Consider the following 19,473-nt stretch of genomic DNA (forward strand, 5'->3'; position numbering starts at 1 on the left):
CAGCCGCTGTAGCAATTACACAGGCTCTCGAAACGATTCGAGGACGAACCCATGCCCCATGACCATCACGGTCACGCCCATCTCGACCCCGCGAGCGGTGACCGCCGCGTGGCCGTCGCCATCTGGGCCAACGCGCTGCTGACCGTCGCGCAGGTGGTGGGCGGGCTGCTTTCGGGCAGCCTCGCGCTGATCGCGGACGCGCTGCACAACCTGTCCGACATGGCCTCGCTGGTGATCGCCTTCGCGGCGCGCAAGATCGCGCGGCGGCCGGCGGACCGGCGGATGACCTTCGGCTACGGGCGGATCGAGATCGTCGCGGCGCTGATCAACTACACCACGCTGATCGTCGTGGGCCTCTACCTCGTCTACGAGGGGGGCATGCGCCTGATCGACCCGCCCGAGGTCGGCGGCTGGACCGTGGTGATCGTGGGCGGCATCGCGCTGGCGGTGGACGCGCTGACCGCCGCGCTCACGTGGTCGATGCAGAAGGGGAGCGCGAACATCCGGGCGCTCTTCCTGCACAACCTGTCGGACGCGCTTGCCTCGGTCGCGGTGGTCGTCGGCGGCGCGCTGATCCTGCTCTACGACTGGCGGCTGGTGGACCCGCTCGTGACCATCGGCATCGCGCTCTACATCCTCTGGATGGCGGCGTCCGAGATCGGCGGCCCGATCCGCACGCTGATGCTGGGCAGTCCGCCGGACGTCGATGCCGACGCGCTGATCGCCACCGTGCTCGGGGTCGAGGGCGTCGCCGAGCTGCACCATGTCCACCTCTGGCAGATGCAGGAGCACGAGGCCGGGCTGGACACGCACGTGGTGCTGGACGCGGCGGGCTGGACCCGGCTGGAAGAGGTGAAGGCCGAGATCAAGCGCGTGATCGCCGAGCGCTTCGGCATCGAACATTCCACGCTGGAATTCGAACGCGCGGGCGCGCAATGCGATGCGGAGCTCTTCGGGCACGGCCATGCGCATTCGCATTGACCGGGGGCGGCCGGGCCCGGGCTCGGGCCCGGCCCGGATCTGCCGGATCGGCCGAGGTGCGGGGCGCCGGGGCGGGGACGATCCCGCCCCGGGCATGCTCAGAACACCGTGGTCAACGTGACCTTCACGTTGCGCCCCGGCGCAGGCCGGGTGGCGAGGTGCGGCGTGTAATCGAGGTCCAGCAGGTTCTCGACGCCGAGCCGCAGCTCCGTCCCGCGCAGGACGCCCGCCTCGGGGCGGTAGGTGGCGCGCAGGTTGTGCACGATGGCGCTGTCGCTGGGGCTGGCCGAGCGGGTCATCTCGGCATCCGCCACGACCTCCCAGCTCAGGTCCAGCTCTTCGCCCCATTTCCGCCCGAGCGTCAGGCGCAGCTGGTCGGCGGGCACGCCTTCCCAGTCGCTGGCGACCCCGGCGGCATAGCCCGTGCCCCGCGCCACGTTCGCGTTGAGGTCCACGTAATAGCCCGAGGCCAGCGAATAGGCCGCCTCGAGTTCGAGCCCCTTCAGGTCCACCGCGTCGCGCCCGGAATAGGAGGTCACGTCCCGCACCTCGGTCACGTAGCCCACGAACTTCAGCGCCAGCGCGTCGCCCTCGGCCATCAGGTCGGCCCCGTCATAGGCAAAGCCCGCCTCGTAGTTCATCGCGGTTTCGGGCCGGGTCATGTAGGCCGGGGTGCCGAGATCGTCGATGATCGGCAGGTTCTCGTTGTACCAGACCCCGCCCAGCACCGCGAAGCCGCTCGCGCCGAATTCGTACCGCGCCGAGACGCCGCCCATCAGGGCCGTGTTGTCATAGGTCCCGTAGCCGCTGCCGCCGATCTCCTGGGTTTCGAACCGCAGCTCGGGCGTGACGGTCAGGCCGTTGCGGAAATCGAGCGTGTCCGCGAAGAAGAGCGCCACGCGCTCGTCCGTCCCGCCCGGTGCGGAATCCGCGTCCAGCCGCTCGCGCTGCAGGTATTCCACCCCGAAGCGCATCGCGTGATCCACCGCGCCGGTGGTCAGGTGGCCGGTGTTCTTCGCGGTCAGCTTGGTGGTCTGGTAGCGGTGATCGGCATTGACGGTCGGGAAGCCGCCCGGAGGCGCCACCGGCGATGAGCCGGGGACGTAGTCCTGCTCGATCCGCTGGTCGGAATAGGACAGCTCGAGCCGGAGGTTGACGAAGTCGTTCTCCGGGCTGTCGTAATCGTAGCGCAGCACCGCGGTCTTGTCGTCGGTCGCGCGGTCCACGTTGCCGAAGATGCCGCCGCTGGTCCCGAAGGTGTCGTAGGGCACATCCCTGTCATCGGTCTGCGTGTGCGAGAGCAGCAGGCTCACCGCGTGCTCGTCGCTTTCGCCGAAGGTCAGGCGACCGTTCACCAGCCAGGACGGCAGCTCGTAGCCGTTCTCGGACCGCGGGTTGCCCGCGCCGTCGTCCTGCGGGTCCTCGGTGCGGTAGGTGTAATTGCCCAGCACCTCGAGGTTGCCGCGCTGGAAGGCCGCCGTGGTGGACGAGGCGATCCCGTCGCCGTTGGTCGAGAATTGCAGCGTCTCGCGCAGCTTGAACGCGTCCTCGCCCATCGTCAGGTCAGAGGCGTGGATCGGTTCCAGGAGCAGCAGCCCGCCGAAATAGCCCGAGCCGTATTCGAACGTCCCGCCCATGCCACGCTTCACCACCGCCTCGCGGTAGAGCAGCGGATCGGTGAAGAGCTGGGTGCCGATCCGGTAGAGCTCCTCCGAGCCCTTGGTCGCCCCACCGACCATGATCCCCACCTTCTGATCGGTGCCGTAGGTGCCCGTGGCGCCGAAGCCGCGGATGTTGATGCCCGAGCCGACGGGCGAGCCGCCGTTCACCAGGTTCACGCCCGGCGCGCTGTCGACGAGCTCGGCGATGGTGCCGGCCTGGCGGTCGGCGATCTCCTCGGCGTCGACCACCGTTTCCGAGGTCGCTTCGCCGGTCTGCACGGCGCGTTTGCTGTCCACCGAGATGGCGTCGAGCTGAATCACCTCCTGCGCCGCGGCCGCGTGGCACAGGAAGGTCGCGGCGCCGCACATCAGCAGCGCACGCGTATGAAGGCGTGTCGTCATTGGTCATCCCCCTGGAATGGTATCGGGTCGTCGCTGGCCAAGGGGCTGGCATTTTTCGGAAAACCCGCCGGTGGTCACTGGCGGTGGTTGCATTCCCTATTTTGGTCGAGTAATTTTGTCAAGAATGGGTGCGGCGATGTCGCGGCCCCCTGCCAGCCGCATCCGCAGGCCAGCTGTCCCCCCGACATGAAGAAGACAGCAAAGGACCGCGTCATGGCCGCGATCACCGATTCCCCTGTTGCCGATTCGCCCGAGGCGCTGCGCCGGGCGCAGGCCGAAGCGACGCTCCGCCCCCGCGACCTGGCCGAAAGCCTGGGCGTGTCCGAGGCGCATCTGCTCGCCGCCCGGACCGGGCAGGGCGTGACCCGGATCGCGGCGCATCCCGACGGTCTGGTCGGCGGGCTTGCCGCGCTCGGCCGGCTGATGGCGCTGACCCGGAACGACAGCATCGTCTCCGAGGTCGAGGGCACCTACCTCGATTACCGCCCCGGCGCGCATGCCTCGATGGTGCTCGGTCCCGAGATCGACCTGCGGATCTTCGCGTCGCACTGGGTGCACGGCTTCGCGGTCGAGGCCGAGACGAAGCAGGGTCTTCGCCGCTCGTTCCAGGTGTTCGACGCGGCGGGCGACGCGATCCACAAGGTCTACCTGCCGCTCGGCGCCGACCCTGCCGCCTGGACGGCCCTGCGCGACCGGCTGGCCACGGGCGAGACCTCGGACCGGATCGAGACCGGGCCGCGGAGCCCCGTGGAGGCCGCGATCGAGGCGCCGGAAAAGGCCGCGCGGCTGCGCGAGGAATGGGACAGGCTGACCGACAGCCACCAGTTCCTGATGCTGTGCCGCAAGCTCAGGGTGAACCGCCTCGGCGCCTACCGGATGGCCGGAGCGCCCCATGCCCGCCGCCTTGCGCCGGAGGCGCTCGGCACGCTGCTGCACCGGCTGGCGGAGACCCGGGTGCCGACGATGATCTTCGCCGGCAACCGCGGCTGCATCCAGATCAAGTCCGGGCCCATCGGTCCGATCAGGCCGATGGGGCCCTGGCTGAACGTGCTCGACCCCGGCTTCGACATGCACCTGCGCGGCGACCACGTGGCCGAGGTCTGGGCCGTGACGAAACCCTCCCGCCGTGGCCCCGCCGTCTCGGTCGAGGCGTTCGACGGGCGCGGTGCGCTGATCACCCAGCTCTTCGGGCACCGCACGGCCGAGGTGGACCACAACGCCGCCTGGATCGACCTGCTCGAGGCCCTGCCGGCGGAGGTGGCGTGATGACCCGGCTGTCTCTCGCGATGATCGCGGCGCTCGGCATGATCGCCTCGGCGCTGCCGCTCCGGGCCGGAGAGGCCGAGCGCGTCGTCTCCATCGGTGGCGCGGTGACCGAGATCGTCTATGCCCTGGGCGAGGCGGACCGGCTGGTCGCCCGCGACACGACCTCCAACTACCCGCCCGAGGCCGAGGCGCTGCCCGATGTCGGCTACATCCGCGCCCTGTCGCCCGAGGGGGTGCTGTCGGTGGCGCCGGACCTCATCCTGTCGGAAGAGGGCGCGGGCCCGCCCGAAGCGGTGGAGCTTCTGAGATCCGCCGCCATCCCCTTCGCCGAGGTCCCCGGCGGTTTCACCCGCGCGGCCATCGGTGCCAAGATCCGCGCGGTCGGCGACGCGCTCGGGGTGCCGGACAAGGCCGAGGCGCTGGCCGCGCAGGTCGCGGCCGACCTGGACGCGGCGCTCGACGGCGTGGAGGCCGGGGGCAAGCGCGTGCTCTTCATCCTCTCGATGCAGGGCGGGCGCGTCATGGCCTCGGGCAGGGACACGGCGGCGGACGGGATCATCCGCCTCGCGGGCGCCGAGAACGCGGTGACGGCGTTCTCCGGCTACAAGCCGATGACGGACGAGGCGGTGACGCAGGCCGCGCCCGACGTGATCCTGATGATGGACCGCGAGGGCGATCACGCGGCCGCCGACGCGCAGCTGCTGGCGCATCCGGCGATCTCGACCACGCCCGCCGCCCGCGACCGGGCGATCGTGCGGATGGACGGGATGTTCCTGCTGGGCTTCTCGGTCCGCACCCCCGAGGCGGTCCGCGCCCTGGCCAGGGCGCTGCACGCGCCGGCGGCGCAGTGATGGTGGCGGTCGGCTACACGGCCGAGGCGATGCTGCCCGGCGACCGCTCGGCCCGGGCGCGGGCGCTGACCGTCGTCCTGGCGGGGTTCCTGCTGGTCGCGATGGCGGTGAGCCTCGCGGTCGGCGCGGCCGGAACCTCGCTCTGGGGCGCGCTCGGGGCGCTCTTGCGGGGCGAGGCGCTGTCCACGACCGACCAGGTGGTGCTCTGGCACATCCGCGCGCCCCGGACGGTAATGGGCGTTGCGGTCGGGGCCTCTCTCGCCGTCTCGGGCGCGCTGATGCAGGGGCTTTTCCGCAACCCGCTGGCCGATCCGGGCATCGTGGGCGTCGGCGCGGGGGCGGGGCTGGGCGCGATCACCGCGATCGTACTGGGCAGCTTCCTTCCGGTCGCCCTGCATGACGCGCTCGGCTATTACGTGGTGCCGATGGCGGCCTTCCTCGGTGGCTGGGCCTCGACCCTGCTGCTCTACCGCGTGGCGACGCGGCGGGGGCGGACCTCGGTCGCGATGATGCTGCTCGCCGGGATCGCGCTCGGTGCGCTGGCGGGCGCGGTGTCGGGGATCCTCGTCTACATCGCGACCGACGCGCAACTGCGCGACCTGACCTTCTGGGGCCTCGGGTCGCTGGCCGGCGCGACGTGGTCGAAGGTGGCCACCGGGTTGCCGATCATGCTGCCCGCCCTGATCGCCGCGCCCTTCCTCGCGCGCGGGCTGAACGGGCTGGCGCTTGGCGAGGCGCCGGCCTTCCACCTCGGCATCCATGTCCAGCGGGTGAAGAACGCGGCGATCCTGTCGGTCGCGGCGGCCACCGGCGCGGCGGTGGCGATGTCGGGCGGCATCGGCTTCGTCGGCATCGTGGTGCCGCATCTCCTGCGGCTTGCCTCGGGGACCGACCACCGGCACCTGCTGGTCAATTCGGCGCTCCTCGGCGCGGCGCTCCTGCTGTTTGCCGACGTGATCTCGCGCTCGATCATCGCGCCGTCGGAGCTGCCGATCGGGATCGTGACCGCGGTGCTCGGCGCGCCGGTGTTCCTGTGGATCCTGTTCCGCCAGCGGGGAGTGCTCGACCTGTGACGCTTTCCGCCCGTGCCCTGACCGTCCATCTCGGAACGGCCCGCATCCTGCACGGCGTCGATTTCGACGCCCGGTCCGGGGCGGTGACCTGCATCGTCGGTCCCAACGGGTCCGGCAAGACGACGCTGCTGCGCGCCCTGACCGGAGAGGTCGGGTATGGCGGCACCGTCCGCCTCGGCGGGCTCGACATCGCGCGCGCCGCGCCCTGGGCGCTGGCCGAGCGTCGCGGGGTCCTGCCGCAGGCGACGGCGCTGGCCTTCCCCTTCAACGTGCTGGAGGTCGTCCGCCTCGGGCTGCCCGATCCGGACGACGCCGGGCTGGCCCGCTCCGCGCTGGCCCGCGTGGGTCTGCGCGGCTACGAGGCACGTTTCTACCAGGAGCTGTCGGGCGGCGAGAAGCAGCGCGTGCAGCTCGCCCGCGTGCTGGCGCAGGTCCGGGAGCCTGCCGGGCCCGATGGACCGCGCTGGCTGTTTCTCGACGAACCGGTCTCGGCGCTCGACATCGCGCACCAGATACAGGTGATGCGGATCGCCCGGGACTTCGCGGATCAGGGCGGCGGCGTGGTCGCCGTGATGCACGACCTGAACCTGACGGCGATGTTCGCGGATGCGGTCTGCGTGCTCTCCGCCGGCGCCGCGCTGGCCCATGGCGGGCCGGTGGAGGTGATGACGGATGCCGTGCTGTCCCGCGCCTACGGCTGCCATCTGCGGGTCGGGCGCGCCCCGCCGCCGGGGGTGCCCTTCGTCCTTCCCCATCTGGCCGCCGAGGCGGCGGAATAAATCCCGAAAGGAAACGACATGTATCTTGCCATGAACCGGTTCACCGTGCCGCTCGAACACGCGGCGGAGTTCGAGGAGATGTGGCTGTCGCGCGAGAGCCGGCTGAACGAACTGCCGGGCTTCGTGTCCTTCCACATGCTCAAGGGGCCGGAAGAGGAGGGTACGATCCTCTACGCCTCGCACACGGTCTGGCAGGACGAGGACAGTTTCCGCGCCTGGACCCGGAGCGAGCAGTTCCGCGCGTCCCATGCCCGGGCCGGGGGCGGGGGCGCGAAGCTCTTCACCGGCGCGCCCCGGTTCGAGGGGTTCCGCGCGATACAGCACATCGCCGCGGAGCCGGCGTGAGCCCAATGGCCGACGAGGTGCCGCCGAGGATCGCGGAGGACGTCGGACTGGGCGCCGCGGTGCCCTGCTACGCGGCCGCCGACCTGCTGCGCGGGCGCGAGCGGGTGCGCATCACGCTCGACGGGCAGGCCTACCTGCTGCGGCTCACCGCGAACGGGCGGCTGTTCCTGACGAAGTGAGGGGGGCGGTGCGTGCAGAGCCGGCCCCCTCGGGCCCCGGCCCTACGCGCTGGCCTTCCGGGTTTCGGCATAGGCGAGGTAGGCGTCGAAGCTGCCGGGGTTGGCCATCGAATCCCGGTTCACCACCTTCTCGGGATCACCCCCGAGGAGGAGCTTCTTCACCGGCACCTCGAGCTTCTTGCCCGACAGGGTGCGCGGCACCTCGGCCATGCCGACGATCTCGTCCGGCAGGAAGCGCGCCGAGACCGAGGTGCGGATCGCCAGCCGGATGCGCTCGCGCAGCGCCTCGTCCAGCGTCACCCCGTCCTTGGGCACGACGAAAAGCACCATGAAGCTCTCGCGCCCCAGGAATTCGAGGTCCACGACAAGGCTGTCCATCACCTCGTCCAGCCCCTCCACCGCGCGGTAGATCTCGGACGAGCCGAGCCGCAGCCCGCGCCGGTTGATCGTGGCGTCCGAGCGGCCATAGATGATCGACCCGCCCTCGGGCGTGATCTCGATCCAGTCGCCGTGGCGCCAGATGCCTGGATAGGTGTCGAAATAGCTCTCGTGCAGGCGGGTGCCGTCCTCGTCGCCCCAGAAGAAGAGCGGCATGGAGGGCAGCGGTTCGGTGCAGACCAGTTCGCCCACCTCGCCCGTGAGCTCGCGGCCCTCCTCGTCATAGGCCCTGACCGCGTTGCCGAGCGCCCGGCACTGCATCTCGCCCGCGCGCACCGGCATCATCGGATGGCCCAGCACGAAGGCCCCCGCAAGGTCGGTCCCGCCCGAGATCGGGGCGAGCCAGACGTCGCGCTTCACCTGCGCATAGATCCAGTCGTAGCCTTCCTGGCTGAGCGGCGAGCCGGTCGAGCCCAGCGACCGGAGCGCCGAGAGGTCGAGCTCGGCCCCGGGCCGGACCCCGGCCTTCTGGCAGCCCATGTAGAAGGCCGCGCCCGCGCCGAAATAGCTCAGCCGCTCCTCCGCCACCATGCGCCAGACGACCATCATGTCGGGATGGTTCGGGGCCCCGTCGAAGATCACCACCGTGGCGCCGCCCGAAAGCGCGCCGAGCTGCGTGTTCCACATGATCCAGCCCGAGGAGGTCATCCACGAGAACCGGTCGTCGGGCCCGACGTCCTGGTGCAGCGACTGCTTCGCCGCCTCGACCATCACGCCCCCGTGGCCATGCACGATGGGCTTCGGGTTGCCGGTGGTGCCCGAGGAATAGACGATCCAGATCGGATGCGAGAACGGGACCATCTCGATCCGCGGCGCCTGCGGCGCGGCCTGGGTGGCCTCCCATGCGGTCCAGCCCGCGGGCAGGTCGTTCAGCACCGGAAGCATGATCCGGTGCGCGACCGTCGGCAGCTTGCCGGCGATGTCGAGGATCACCGCGCTCCGGTCGATCCGCTTGCCGGCGTGGACGTAGCCGTCCTGCGCGATCAGCACCTTGGGTTCGATCTGGCGGAAGCGGTCGAGGATCGCCGTCTCGCCCATGTCCGGCGCGCAGAGCGACCAGATCGCGCCCATGCCGATCACTGCGAGGCAGGCGATGAGCGACTCCTGCGCGTTCGGCAGGATCGCCACCACCCGGTCGCCCTTCACCACGCCCATGTCGCGGAGCGTGGCCTGGAGCGAGCCCACCCGGTCGCGGAACTCTCCCCAGGTGAGCGAGGTCCGCCCGAAGGTCTCGGACCGGCAGACGATCGCCTCTTCCCCGGGCTTGTCCTCGGCATGGCGCAGGATCTGGGCGGCCCAGTTGGTCTCTGCCCCCGGGAACCAGTCGGCGCCGGGCATCTTGCGCTCCGGCAGCACATCGCTCCAGCCCGAGACGGGCAGGTCGAAATAGGCGATGATGGCGGTCCAGAAGCCCTCGAGGTCCGTGACCGACCATTCCCAGAGCACGTGGTAATCGTCGAAACGCAGCCCGCGCTCGGCCTCGAGCCAGCGCATGAAGCCGGCCATGGACGAGGCCTCGGCCCGCTCCGCGCTCGGTTCCCACAGGATCTGTCTGTCGTCTGGCATCTGGGTCCTCCTCCGTCTCCCGCGCGGACAGTTCCACGCGGGCGCAGGGAGGGCAAGACCCGCTCAGGCCGCCCGCGGCGCGGTCAGCATCAGCGCGGTGGCCAGCCCCGCCGCCGCCCGGACGCCATCGACCAGCGTGAGCCGCGTTCCGGCCTGAAGCGTGGCGAGATGCGCCGACATGCCCGCGCAGCCCAGCACCACGGCCGTGGCCTCGCCCGCCTCCATCGCGGTCAGCTCCGCGGCGAGATGCGCCATGGTTTCGGGGCTGCCGTCCTCCACCTCCAGCACGGCGAGGCCCGAGGGGCGGACCACCTCGCAGGCCGCGCCGAAGCCCTGCGCGCGGATGTTGCCCTCGATCACCGGCACCGAGACGGGCAGCGTCGTCAGCACCGCGAAGCGGGCGCCGAGCAGCGCCGCCACGTGATAGCCCGCCTGTCCGATGCCGATCACCGGGCAATGCGCGCGCGCCCGCGCCTCGGCCAGCCCGGTGTCGTCGAAGCAGGCGATGACGATGACATCCGCGCCCTCGGCCCTGGCCGCGGGCAAGAGCGCCAGCAGCCCCGGCACCGCGGCGTCGCCGTCGGCCGCGCCCTGGATGGCGGGCGGCCCCTCGGCATTGGTCCAGCCGAGGATCTCGGCCCCGGGCAGCACCTCGCGCGCGGCCATGACGATGCTCTCGGTCATATGCGCCGAGCTGTTGGGATTGATGAAAAGCAGTCGCACCGTCAGATCCCCTTGCCCGCATCCGACCCGTGCCGCGCCCGGCGGCGGTTCACCACGATGACCGAGACCATGAAGACCGCGATGATCAGGAAGGAGAACGCGGTGGTCAGCGTCCCGAGGGCGTAGATCACCGGGGTGGTGACGTTGGTGGTCATGCCGAAGATCTCCAGCGGCAGGGTGTTGTAGCTGCCGGCCGTCAGCAGGGTGCGTGCGAATTCGTCGTAGGAGAGCGTGAAGCCGAAGAGCGCGACCCCGATCAGCGAGGGCGCGATGATCGGCAGGACGACGTGCCGGAAGGTCTGCCAGTTCGAGGCGCCCTGGTCGCGGGCGGCCTCCTCGAAGGATTTGTCGAAGCGGTTGAAGACGGCGAACATGATCAGCAGGCCGAAGGGCAGGGTCCATGTCAGCTGCGCGCCGAAGCCGGAGGTGGCCCAGTGGATCTTCCATCCCGCCTGGCTGAAGATCAGGCCCACGCCCAGCGAGACGAGGATCGAGGGGATCACGAGGCTCGCGATGATCAGGTAGAAGAGCGCGCCCGAGCCGTGGAAGCGCTTGCGGAACGCCAGCCCGCCCATCACCGAGACGACGACGGTCGTCACCATGACCATGAGCCCCAGGATCAGCGACCGGGCGAAGGCGCCCCAGATGTCGCCGACCGCCTGCTCCCGGAAGAGGTCGTGGAACCAGTAGGTCGAGACGCCGCGCATCGGGAAGGTCAGCCCGCCCTCGGGGCCCTGGAACGACAGGATCCCGATGGTCAGCGTCGGGCCGTAGAGGAACAGGATGAAGAGCGCGAAGAAGGCGGTCAGCAGGTAGAAGCCGGGCGATCTCTTCTCCATTTCAGAGCTCCTTCCGAATGTCGACGAAGCGCAGCAGGATGGCGATGGTGATCAGCACCGTGCAGAGCAGCACCACCGCGGTCGCCGCGGCCGAGGGATATTGCAGCAGCCCGATGTCGTTCGAGATCAGCCGCCCGACGTTGGCGCGCTGGCTGCCCGACATGAAGCGCACGGTGATGAAATCGCCCATCACCAGCGTCACGACGAAGATCGTGCCGATCATGATCCCGGGCTTGGTGAGCGGGATGATGACATGCACGAGGGTCTGGAAACCGCTCGCGCCGTTGTCCCGCGCCGCCTCGATCAGCGATTTGTCGATCCGCATCATCGTGTTGAAGATCGGCACCACCATGAAGAGCGTGTAGAGATGCACGAAGGCCAGGATCACCGAGAAATCGGAATAGAGCAGCCATTCGAGCGGCTGGTCGATCAGCCCGAGGTCGATCAGCGTCTGGTTGGCGATCCCGTTGCGCCCGAGGAACGGGATCCACGAGATCATGCGGATGATGTTCGAGGTCCAGAAGGGGATCGTGCAGAGCAGGAAGAGCGCGATCTGCGTCGTCTGGCTGCGGATGTGGAAGGCCAGGTAATAGGCGACCGTGAAGCCGATGGTCAGGCAGAACAGCCACGAGATGAAGGCATAGCGGAAGGTCGCGCCGAAGACGCGCCAGGCCACCGAGGAGCCGAAGAGGAACTCGTAGTTCTCGGTCGAGAAGGCGGGGATGATCGAGAATTCGGTCGCCCGCCAGAAGCTCACGATGACGATGGTGACGATCGGCAGCACGAGGAAGGTCAGCAGCACGATCGTCAGCGGCAGCGCCTCCAGCCAGCCGACCACGTGGCGGCTGCCCAGCCAGCCGCGTTTCCGGGCGGCGGACGCCTGGGGTTCCGGGGTGGCCGTGGCCATGGTCTCGGTCATGCGGAATTCCCTGAAGCTCGAAGGTCCGGGTCACCGGGCACGGGCACCGACGGCGCTCCGTCCCCTCTTCATCTTTCCGAAAATACTCTCGGGGGGTGCGGGGGGCAGACAGCCCCCCGCGGCGCGCGGGTCAGGCCGCGATGAACTCGTTCCATTTGCGGACCATGTACTGGTTCTCGTCCATGACGGCGTTCCAGCAGGCGACCGCGCCCATGCGCGAATAGAAATCGCCGCCATCGCGGACCTCGCCGGCCGCGGCCAGCTTGTCCCCGGTGGGCGAGGTGATGACGTCGGTCGCGGGCTTGCCCTCGAACCAGTAGCCCCACTCGTTCTCGGACATGTATTCCTTCGAGGTCTCCGGAACGGCCGAGTAATAGCCCTGCCGCATCAGGTAGCCGCCGACCCAGCCGGAGAGATACCAGTTGATGTATTCGTAGGCCGCGTCGAGCTCCATGCCCGAGAGCGATTTCGACAGGCCGATCCCGCCGCCCCAGCTCCGGTAGCCTTCCTTCAGCGGCTGGTAGACGCAGTCGATGCCGCGCGACTTCACGGCGGTGATCGCGGGCGACCACATCGACTGGATCACCACCTCTCCGCTCGCCATCAGGTTGACGCTCTCGTCGAAGGTCTTCCAGAAGGCGCGGAACTGGCCGTTCCGCTTGGCCTCGGTGAAGATCGCGATGGTCTTGTCGATCTCCTCCTTGGTCATGTTGCCCTTGTCGCCGTACTGGACCTCGCCCATGGCCTCGCAGACCATGGCCATGTCCATGATGCCGATCGAGGAGATGTCGAGGATCGAGGCCTTGCCCTTGAACTCGGGGTTCAGGAGCTCCGCCCAGCTCTCGATCGGGCGGCCGATCAGGTCGGGGCGGATGCCCAGCGTGTCGGCGTTGTAGATCGTCGGGATGAGCGTCATCCAGTTGGTTTCCTCGTCCGCGAACCCGGTGGCGCCCGGTTCGGGGATGAAGCCCACGCTGTGCGGCGCGGTGCCCTGGGCGATCTCGCTCTCCGGGGTCAGCTTGCCGCTTTTGAAGATGCCGACGATCTTGTCGTAGTTCTTGATCTTCGAGACATCCATCGCCTGGAGGTTGCCGGTCGGCCAGACCTTCTTGCAGATCCAGTACTCGATGTCGGCGATGTCGAAGCTGTCGGGCTGGGTCGCCGCGCGCTGCGTCACGCTGTCGGAATCGAGCGCGGTCATCTCGAGCGTGAAGCCCAGGTCTTCCTTCACCTTCTGCGCGACGTCGTTCAGGTTCGACACGCCGGTGCCGAACTGGCGCAGCGTGATGTCCTTGATGTCCTGCGCCCAGATCATCGGCGCGGGGAAGGCGGTGGCGGCAAGCGCGGCGCCGCCGGTCTTCAGCAGCGCGCGGCGGCTGTATCCTGTTCTGGCTTTGGCCATGTCATCCTCTCTGTCGAATTGGCTGTTTGGTTCGCGTGGTTTCGGCCGTCAGGCCAGGAGGCGGTGCAGCCGCCCCTCGTCCCAGGCCAGATGCACCGCATCGCCCGGATTTTTCGGATCGTCGTAGAACTGCGCCTCGGGGACATAGGCGAGGATCTCCTCCTCGCCGTGGGCCGCGGTGACCGAGACGTGGTTGCCCTGAAACTCCACCGCCCGGACGGTCGCGGGCAGGCCTTCGCGCGCCAGCCGCACGTCGTCCGCGCGCAGCGCCACCCGGGCGCCCTGCAGGGTGAGCACGTTGTGCCCGCCCATGAAGCGGGCGACGAACTCGGTGCGCGGCTGGTTGAAGACCTCGCGCGCGGGGCCGGCCTGTTCGATGACCGCGTTGTTCATCACCACGACCTCGTCGGCGAGCGCGAGGGCCTCGTCCTGGCCGTGGGTCACGTGCAGGAAGGTGATGCCGAGCTCGCGCTGCAGCCGTTTCAGCTCGCCCCGGACCCGGATCCGCAGGAAGGGATCGAGCGCCGAGAGCGGTTCGTCCAGCAGCAGCACCCGCGGCTTCGTCACCAGCGCGCGGGCGAGCGCCACGCGCTGCTGCTGCCCGCCCGAAAGCTGGGCCGGAAGCCGGTCGGCCAGGTGTCCCATGTCGACGAGCGCGAGCATCTCCTCGGCCGCGCGATGGCGCGTGGCCTTGTCCTCGCCCTTCATCCGCAGCGAGAACGAGACGTTGTCGCGCACGTTGAGATGCGGGAACAGGGCGTAGTTCTGGAACATCATCGCCGTCCCGCGCTTGGCCGGCGGCAGGCCCGAGATGTCCTGACCGTCGAGCAGGATGGAGCCCTCGGTGACATCCTCGTGGCCCGCGACCATGCGCAGGGTGGTGGATTTGCCGCAGCCCGAGGGGCCGAGCAGGCAGACGTAGCTCGCGTTCGGGAAGACGTGGCTGATGTCGTCCACGGCGGTGGTGGCGCCGTAGCGCTTGGTCAGGTGCACGAGTTCGAGGTCGTTGCCGGTCCGCATCGGATGTCCCTTCCGCTGTTGTCCAAGGCTGCGCCGGAGACGGCGCGGGAAGAGAGGAGAATCGGCGCCCGGCGCGGCCCGGGTCCGCGATCGCCCGCTTTTTGTGCAGCTGGATCCGGCGTGTGCGCAGAACGTAATCCATCGGTGTATACAATCCTGCGTCCGATCCCCGGCCGCTCCGCGACCGCTTGAGAATCGGACCCGGACCGGCGACACACGGGACATGAGAGACGGAACCCCCCCGATGTCCTCGGACCCCGACAGCCAGGATCGCAGCAGTGCCACGGTGGCCGCACGGCTGGCCGAGGCGATCCACGATCACCGGCTGATCCCGGGAATGAAGCTGAACGAGGACGAGGTCGGCGTGATCTACGGCGTCTCCCGCACGGTGGTCCGGGCCGCCCTGCAGGAACTGGCGCACAACCACCTCGTCGAGCTGCGGCGCAACCGGGGGGCCTTCGTGGCGCAGCCTTCGGTGAAGGAGGCGCGCGAGGTCTTCGAGGCGCGCGCCCTTCTGGAGCCACGCACCGCGCGGTCGGCGGCCGCACGGACGACCGAGGCGGACATCGCCGCGCTGCGCGCGCATATCGTGGCCGAGCATGCCGCGCTCGACGCGGGCGCGACCGGCCGTGCGCTCCAGCTTTCCGGCCAGTTCCATATCGAGATCGCACGCATCGCCGACCAGCTCACCATCGCGGAGATCGTGGCGCAGCTGGTCGCGCGCTCGTCGCTGATCATCGCGCTCTACTGGCAGCGGCGCACGGCGCTCTGCGAGAGCCACGCGCATGACCAGCTGCTCCGGGCGCTGGCCGCGCGGGACGGGGCGCTGGCCGAGGACCTGATGAAGAGCCACCTGCTGGACATCCTCACCTCGCTCGATCTCAGGGACCAGTCGTCGCAGCCGCGCTCGCTGGAAGAGGCGCTGCGGCCGTGATCCGCAACGCCTCTCTCGCCGATGTCGAGCGGATGCTCGACTGGGCCGCACAGGAGGGCTGGAACCCCGGGCTGGGCGACGCGCAGGCCTTCCTCGCCGCCGATCCGCAGGGCTTCTTCGTCGCCGAAGCGGGGGGCGAGGTCGCCGCCTGCATCTCGGTGGTGAACCATTCGGACAGCCACGCCTTCCTCGGCTTCTACATCGCGCAGGCGGCGTTCCGGGGACAGGGGATCGCCTTCGAGCTCTGGCGCGAGGCGATGAAACACGCGGGCGACCGGACCGTCGGCCTCGACGGGGTGGCGGATCAGCAGGAGAACTACGCCCGCTCGGGCTTCGTGCGCAGCGGCGCGACGCTGCGGCTGGAAGGCCCGCGGCCCGAGGCGGAGGCCGACGGGATCCGGGCGTTCACGGCGCGGGACTTGGACGCGGTGGCCGCTCTGGATACGCAGGCGAACGGCGTGGCGCGGCCGCGCTTCCTGCGCGAATGGGTGAAGGACACCGGCAGCCGCCGCACGCTGGTGCTGGACGACGGCCGCGGGGTGGCGGGCTTCGCCACCGCGCGGCTCTGTCGCGCGGGCTGCAAGATCGGCCCGGTCGTCGCGCCCGACGCCGCCGCGGCGCTCGCGCTCGCCGCCGCCGCCGCCGGGGCGCTGCGCGCCTCCGACGTGGTGATCGACGTGCCGGATGCCCAACCCGGGTTCGTGGGCATCCTGAAGCGCCGGGGCTTCGCCGAGACCTTCGGGACCGCGCGGATGTACCGGGGCACGCCGCCCGCGGCCTCGGGGCGGCTCTTCGGCATCGCCACGATGGAGCTTGGCTGAACCGTCACGCGACGCGGGGTTTGACTTCCGGCCTCCGACCCGCCCGAATACGGGAAAGAGGAGGAGCGGAGATGACCCATATTCTGGCGATCGACCAGGGCACCACGTCGAGCCGGGCGATCCTGTTCGACGCGGAGATGTCCGTGGTGGCGCAGGCGCAGGAGGAATTCACCCAGCATTTCCCCAGGAGCGGGTGGGTGGAGCACGAGGCGGCGGACCTCTGGACCTCGACCGCGGCGACCTGCCGGGCGGCGATGGAGAAGGCCGGCGTGCGCGCCCGCGACATCGCCGGCATCGGCATCACCAGCCAGCGCGAGACGACGGTCGTCTGGGACAGGGCGACCGGCAAGCCGATCCACCGCGCCATTGTCTGGCAGGACCGGCGCACGGCCGCGCGCTGCCGCGACCTGGCCGAGGCAGGGCATGAAGCCGCGGTGACGCGGGCGACGGGGCTGCTGCTCGATCCCTATTTCTCGGGCACGAAGGCGGCGTGGATCCTCGACAATGTCGAGGGCGCGCGCGCCCGGGCCGAGGCCGGTGAGCTGGCCTTCGGCACGGTGGACAGCTGGCTGATCTGGAACCTGACCGGCGGGGCCGAACATGTCACCGACGCCACCAACGCCTCGCGCACCATGCTCTACGACATCCGCGAGGGGCGCTGGTCCGAGGAGATGTGCGAGCTGCTTCAGGTGCCGATGGCGATGCTGCCCGAGGTGAAGGATTGCGCGGCCGATTTCGGCATGGCCCGTGCGGACGTCTTCGGCGAGGCGATCCCGATCCTCGGCGTTGCGGGCGACCAGCAGGCGGCCACCATCGGGCAGGCCTGCTTCACGCCGGGAATGATGAAATCCACCTATGGCACCGGCTGCTTCGCGCTGCTGAACACCGGGGACGAGGCGGTGACCTCGAAGAACCGGCTGCTGACCACCATCGCCTACCGGATGGACGGCCGGACCACCTATGCGCTGGAAGGGTCGATCTTCATCGCGGGCGCGGTGGTGCAATGGCTGCGCGACGGGCTGCGGATCATCCGGGACGCGAAGGAGACGCAGCCGCTGGCGGAAAAGGCCGATGACGGCCAGCAGGTGATCCTGGTTCCCGCCTTCACCGGGCTGGGCGCGCCCTACTGGAACGCCGAATGCCGCGGCGGGATCTTCGGGCTCACGCGCAGCTCGGGCCCCGAGGAGCTGGCCCGCGCCGCGCTCGAGAGCGTCGGCTACCAGACCCGCGACCTGCTCGAGGCGATGCGCGCCGACTGGGGCGGCGCCGGCGAGACGGCGCTGCGGGTCGACGGCGGGATGAGCGCCTCGGACTGGGCGATGCAATTCCTGTCGGACATCATCGGCGCCCCGGTCGACCGGCCCGAGGTGCTCGAGACGACGGCCCTGGGCGCGGCATGGCTGGCCGGGCAGCGGGCGGGGCTCTACCCGGGGATGGAGGCCTTCGCCGAGGGATGGAAGCTCGAGCGGACCTTCACGCCCGCCATGCCGGCCGACGCCCGCGACGCGCGCTACGGCGCGTGGAAACGGGCGGTGGCGGCGGTGCAGGGGGTGTGAGCCGGCGGCGCGGCATTCGCGCCATACTCGCCGCGCAAGTTCAACGCGGCGCTACACTCGGGCTCGACATGGTCTTATCCTGATCCGCGGTCATCCCGGGGGGCGGTGGCCGTGAAGGACGGTGAATGGGCGAGTCGGTCGATCTTTTTATCATTGGCGGCGGCATCAACGGATGCGGCATCGCCCGGGACGCCGCGGGCCGCGGGCTGAGCGTCGCGCTGGCCGAGATGGGGGACCTCGGCTCGGGGGCCTCGGGCAACACGACGAAGCTGGTGCACGGCGGGCTGCGCTATATCGAGCGGCTCCAGTTCCGGCGCCTGCGCGAGGCGATGGCCGAACGCGACATCCTGCTGCGCATGGCCCCGCATGCCGTCCGGCCGCTGAGGGTGGTGCTGCCCTACGATCCCGATCTCCGGCTCGAGGCCGACACCCCGGCCGCGCGGCTGCTGAGCGTCCTGCTGCCATGGAGCGGCGGGCGGCGACCGGCCTGGGCGATCTCTCTCGCGCTGGCGCTCTACGGGCCCCGGGGGCCGAAGCTGCTGCCGCCGAAGGCCGATCTGGACCTGCGCGGCACGGCCGAGGGGCTGCCGCTGCAGGAGCGTTTCGCGCAGGGCTGGGAGGTTTCCGACGCCGTGGTCGACGATGCCCGGCTGGTGATGCTGAACGCCCGCGACGCGGCGCAGCGCGGCGCGCGGATCCTGACGCGGCGGCTGGTGACCTCGGCCCGGCGCGACGGCGATCACTGGGCCGTCGTGGTCGAGGACCTGCAGGGCAAGCAGAGCGAATACATCGCCCGCGCCCTGGTCAACGCGGCCGGTCCCTGGGCCGGGAAGGTGCAGGCGAGCGCCGAGGGCGTGGTCGAGACCGTGGCGCCGGGTCTGGTCCGCGGCTCCCATGCGGTGGTCCCGGCGCTCTTCGGGCACGACAAGGGGTATTACCTGCAGGCCAAGGACGGGCGCTACATCTTCGCGCTGCCCTTCGGCAGGAACCACACCCTGATCGGCACCACCTATGTCGCGCATCCCGATGCGGATGCGCCGGCGGTCGGGACGAAGAACGAACAGGGCTACATGCTGGAATTCGTCAGCCGCTATTTCCGTCGGCCCGTCCGCGCCGAGGATGTCGTCTGGAGCTTCACCGGCGTCCGCAGCGCGCCGCTCGACGATGCAGACAGCGCGACCCGCGCCGACCGGAACTGCGTGCTCGACATGGACGACATCGACGGCCCGCCGATGCTGAGCCTCTATTCCGGGCGGCTGACCATGTACCGCAAGCAGGCCGAGGAGGCGATGGACCTGCTGGCCCCGCATTTCGAGACCATCCTGCCCGCCTGGACCGGGACCGTGCCGCTGCCGGGCGGCGACATGGCGGCCGGGGGTCTCGGCCCGCTCGCGGTGCGGCTGGCGACGGATTACGGCTTCCTCGGGCGGGAGTGGGCGCAGCGGCTGGTGCAGGCCTACGGGACCGAGGCGCGTCACATGCTGGGCGACGCCCGGTCGGCCGAGGACCTGGGCCGCGACTTCGGCGCCACGCTGACGGAACGCGAGGTGGTCTGGATGATCGAGAAGGAATTCGCCCAGACGGCCGAAGACGTGCTCTGGCGCCGCAGCAAGCTGGGGCTGGAGCTGGAAAAGCACCAGGTCGCGGCGCTGGAGGCCTTCATCGCGGATCACCTCAGGGCGGAATGAGCCGGACCCACCTTGCAGCCCCTTCCGGCG

18 protein-coding genes are annotated in these 19,473 nt (G+C 70.0%); 11 read left to right on the forward strand and 7 right to left on the reverse strand.

The window, feature by feature from the left end:
* Positions 1–51: 51 nt before the first annotated feature.
* Positions 52–981, forward strand: coding sequence for a cation diffusion facilitator family transporter (locus tag Q344_RS0114415; RefSeq protein WP_028287361.1), 930 nt, complete (start codon positions 52–54; stop codon positions 979–981).
* Positions 982–1,079: 98 nt separating this feature from the next.
* On the opposite strand, the gene Q344_RS24035 is transcribed toward Q344_RS0114415, so the two are convergent.
* Positions 1,080–3,044 (reverse strand): TonB-dependent receptor domain-containing protein, encoded by a 1,965-nt coding sequence (locus Q344_RS24035; protein ID WP_084178413.1) that lies wholly within the window; start codon positions 3,042–3,044, stop codon positions 1,080–1,082.
* A 186-nt stretch (positions 3,045–3,230) separates the two neighbouring features.
* On the opposite strand from Q344_RS24035, the gene Q344_RS0114425 reads away from it, so the two are divergent.
* The 6 genes from Q344_RS0114425 to hemP are packed head-to-tail and all read left to right on the forward strand — an operon-like array spanning position 3,231 to position 7,537.
* Positions 3,231–4,310 carry a hemin-degrading factor gene (locus tag Q344_RS0114425; protein WP_084178414.1) on the forward strand — a complete coding sequence of 360 codons (1,080 nt, stop codon included), beginning with the start codon at positions 3,231–3,233 and terminating at the stop codon, positions 4,308–4,310.
* Positions 4,310–5,161: a heme/hemin ABC transporter substrate-binding protein gene (locus Q344_RS0114430; protein WP_028287363.1), complete on the forward strand. Its 852-nt coding sequence runs from the start codon at positions 4,310–4,312 to the stop codon at positions 5,159–5,161. The genes Q344_RS0114425 and Q344_RS0114430 overlap by 1 nt, the downstream gene beginning before the upstream one ends.
* A complete protein-coding gene (locus tag Q344_RS0114435) occupies positions 5,161–6,234 on the forward strand; it encodes a FecCD family ABC transporter permease (RefSeq protein ID WP_028287364.1) in 1,074 nt (357 codons plus the stop codon). Before Q344_RS0114430 ends, Q344_RS0114435 begins: the two co-directional genes overlap by 1 nt.
* Positions 6,231–7,013 (forward strand): heme ABC transporter ATP-binding protein, encoded by a 783-nt coding sequence (locus Q344_RS0114440; protein ID WP_028287365.1) that lies wholly within the window; start codon positions 6,231–6,233, stop codon positions 7,011–7,013. Before Q344_RS0114435 ends, Q344_RS0114440 begins: the two co-directional genes overlap by 4 nt.
* 18 nt (positions 7,014–7,031) lie before the next feature.
* Positions 7,032–7,358 carry a heme-degrading protein HmuQ gene (gene hmuQ, locus Q344_RS0114445; RefSeq protein WP_028287366.1) on the forward strand — a complete coding sequence of 109 codons (327 nt, stop codon included), beginning with the start codon at positions 7,032–7,034 and terminating at the stop codon, positions 7,356–7,358.
* A gap of 5 nt (positions 7,359–7,363) precedes the next feature.
* Complete coding sequence (gene hemP / locus Q344_RS25575; RefSeq protein WP_084178415.1) at positions 7,364–7,537, forward strand: hemin uptake protein HemP; 174 nt, start codon at positions 7,364–7,366, stop codon at positions 7,535–7,537.
* Between the two features lie 42 nt (positions 7,538–7,579).
* Here the strand turns inward: hemP and Q344_RS0114455 are convergent, their stop codons facing one another.
* The 6 genes from Q344_RS0114455 to Q344_RS0114480 form a co-directional block, all read right to left on the reverse strand.
* Positions 7,580–9,541, reverse strand: a complete 1,962-nt coding sequence (locus Q344_RS0114455) for an acetoacetate--CoA ligase (RefSeq protein ID WP_028287367.1) — start codon at positions 9,539–9,541, stop codon at positions 7,580–7,582.
* Positions 9,542–9,604: 63 nt separating this feature from the next.
* The gene (locus Q344_RS0114460) at positions 9,605–10,264 is read right to left on the reverse strand and encodes an aspartate/glutamate racemase family protein (protein ID WP_028287368.1); all 660 of its coding nucleotides are present in this window, start codon (positions 10,262–10,264) and stop codon (positions 9,605–9,607) included.
* A gap of 2 nt (positions 10,265–10,266) precedes the next feature.
* A complete protein-coding gene (locus Q344_RS0114465) occupies positions 10,267–11,103 on the reverse strand; it encodes an ABC transporter permease (protein ID WP_028287369.1) in 837 nt (278 codons plus the stop codon).
* A 1-nt stretch (position 11,104) separates the two neighbouring features.
* Positions 11,105–12,010: an ABC transporter permease gene (locus Q344_RS0114470; protein ID WP_051630751.1), complete on the reverse strand. Its 906-nt coding sequence runs from the start codon at positions 12,008–12,010 to the stop codon at positions 11,105–11,107.
* 142 nt (positions 12,011–12,152) lie between these two features.
* A complete protein-coding gene (locus Q344_RS0114475; protein WP_028287371.1) occupies positions 12,153–13,424 on the reverse strand; it encodes an ABC transporter substrate-binding protein in 1,272 nt (423 codons plus the stop codon).
* 48 nt (positions 13,425–13,472) lie between these two features.
* Positions 13,473–14,444: an ABC transporter ATP-binding protein gene (locus Q344_RS0114480; protein WP_028287372.1), complete on the reverse strand. Its 972-nt coding sequence runs from the start codon at positions 14,442–14,444 to the stop codon at positions 13,473–13,475.
* 244 nt (positions 14,445–14,688) lie between these two features.
* Between Q344_RS0114480 and Q344_RS0114485 the strand changes: the two genes are divergently transcribed.
* The 4 genes from Q344_RS0114485 (at position 14,689) to glpD (ending at position 19,443) form a co-directional block, all read left to right on the forward strand.
* Entirely contained in the window at positions 14,689–15,378 is a 690-nt protein-coding gene (locus Q344_RS0114485) for a GntR family transcriptional regulator (protein WP_028287373.1), read from the forward strand.
* Positions 15,375–16,199 (forward strand): GNAT family N-acetyltransferase, encoded by an 825-nt coding sequence (locus Q344_RS0114490; RefSeq protein WP_028287374.1) that lies wholly within the window; start codon positions 15,375–15,377, stop codon positions 16,197–16,199. Before Q344_RS0114485 ends, Q344_RS0114490 begins: the two co-directional genes overlap by 4 nt.
* Before the next feature lie 71 nt (positions 16,200–16,270).
* The gene (glpK, locus tag Q344_RS0114495) at positions 16,271–17,755 is read left to right on the forward strand and encodes a glycerol kinase GlpK (protein ID WP_028287375.1); all 1,485 of its coding nucleotides are present in this window, start codon (positions 16,271–16,273) and stop codon (positions 17,753–17,755) included.
* A 125-nt stretch (positions 17,756–17,880) separates the two neighbouring features.
* Positions 17,881–19,443: a glycerol-3-phosphate dehydrogenase gene (glpD, locus tag Q344_RS0114500; RefSeq protein WP_028287376.1), complete on the forward strand. Its 1,563-nt coding sequence runs from the start codon at positions 17,881–17,883 to the stop codon at positions 19,441–19,443.
* The last annotated feature ends 30 nt before the right edge of the window (positions 19,444–19,473 follow it).

The sequence above is a fragment of the Pseudooceanicola nanhaiensis DSM 18065 genome (assembly GCF_000688295.1).
GTDB lineage: Bacteria > Pseudomonadota > Alphaproteobacteria > Rhodobacterales > Rhodobacteraceae > Pseudooceanicola > Pseudooceanicola nanhaiensis.

What these genes read in the sequence shown, in the direction of transcription:
- glpD (WP_028287376.1), top strand. Translation starts at nt 17,881, where the DNA reads ATGGGCGAGTCGGTCGATCTTTTTATCATTGGCGGCGGCATCAACGGA.
- hemP (WP_084178415.1), top strand. Translation starts at nt 7,364, where the DNA reads ATGGCCGACGAGGTGCCGCCGAGGATCGCGGAGGACGTCGGACTGGGC.
- Q344_RS0114465 (WP_028287369.1), bottom strand. Translation starts at nt 11,103, where the DNA reads ATGGAGAAGAGATCGCCCGGCTTCTACCTGCTGACCGCCTTCTTCGCG.
- Q344_RS24035 (WP_084178413.1), bottom strand. Translation starts at nt 3,044, where the DNA reads ATGACGACACGCCTTCATACGCGTGCGCTGCTGATGTGCGGCGCCGCG.
- Q344_RS0114480 (WP_028287372.1), bottom strand. Translation starts at nt 14,444, where the DNA reads ATGCGGACCGGCAACGACCTCGAACTCGTGCACCTGACCAAGCGCTAC.
- Q344_RS0114485 (WP_028287373.1), top strand. Translation starts at nt 14,689, where the DNA reads ATGTCCTCGGACCCCGACAGCCAGGATCGCAGCAGTGCCACGGTGGCC.
- Q344_RS0114475 (WP_028287371.1), bottom strand. Translation starts at nt 13,424, where the DNA reads ATGGCCAAAGCCAGAACAGGATACAGCCGCCGCGCGCTGCTGAAGACC.
- Q344_RS0114415 (WP_028287361.1), top strand. Translation starts at nt 52, where the DNA reads ATGCCCCATGACCATCACGGTCACGCCCATCTCGACCCCGCGAGCGGT.
- Q344_RS0114425 (WP_084178414.1), top strand. Translation starts at nt 3,231, where the DNA reads ATGAAGAAGACAGCAAAGGACCGCGTCATGGCCGCGATCACCGATTCC.
- Q344_RS0114430 (WP_028287363.1), top strand. Translation starts at nt 4,310, where the DNA reads ATGACCCGGCTGTCTCTCGCGATGATCGCGGCGCTCGGCATGATCGCC.
- hmuQ (WP_028287366.1), top strand. Translation starts at nt 7,032, where the DNA reads ATGTATCTTGCCATGAACCGGTTCACCGTGCCGCTCGAACACGCGGCG.
- Q344_RS0114455 (WP_028287367.1), bottom strand. Translation starts at nt 9,541, where the DNA reads ATGCCAGACGACAGACAGATCCTGTGGGAACCGAGCGCGGAGCGGGCC.
- Q344_RS0114435 (WP_028287364.1), top strand. Translation starts at nt 5,161, where the DNA reads ATGGTGGCGGTCGGCTACACGGCCGAGGCGATGCTGCCCGGCGACCGC.
- glpK (WP_028287375.1), top strand. Translation starts at nt 16,271, where the DNA reads ATGACCCATATTCTGGCGATCGACCAGGGCACCACGTCGAGCCGGGCG.
- Q344_RS0114470 (WP_051630751.1), bottom strand. Translation starts at nt 12,010, where the DNA reads ATGGCCACGGCCACCCCGGAACCCCAGGCGTCCGCCGCCCGGAAACGC.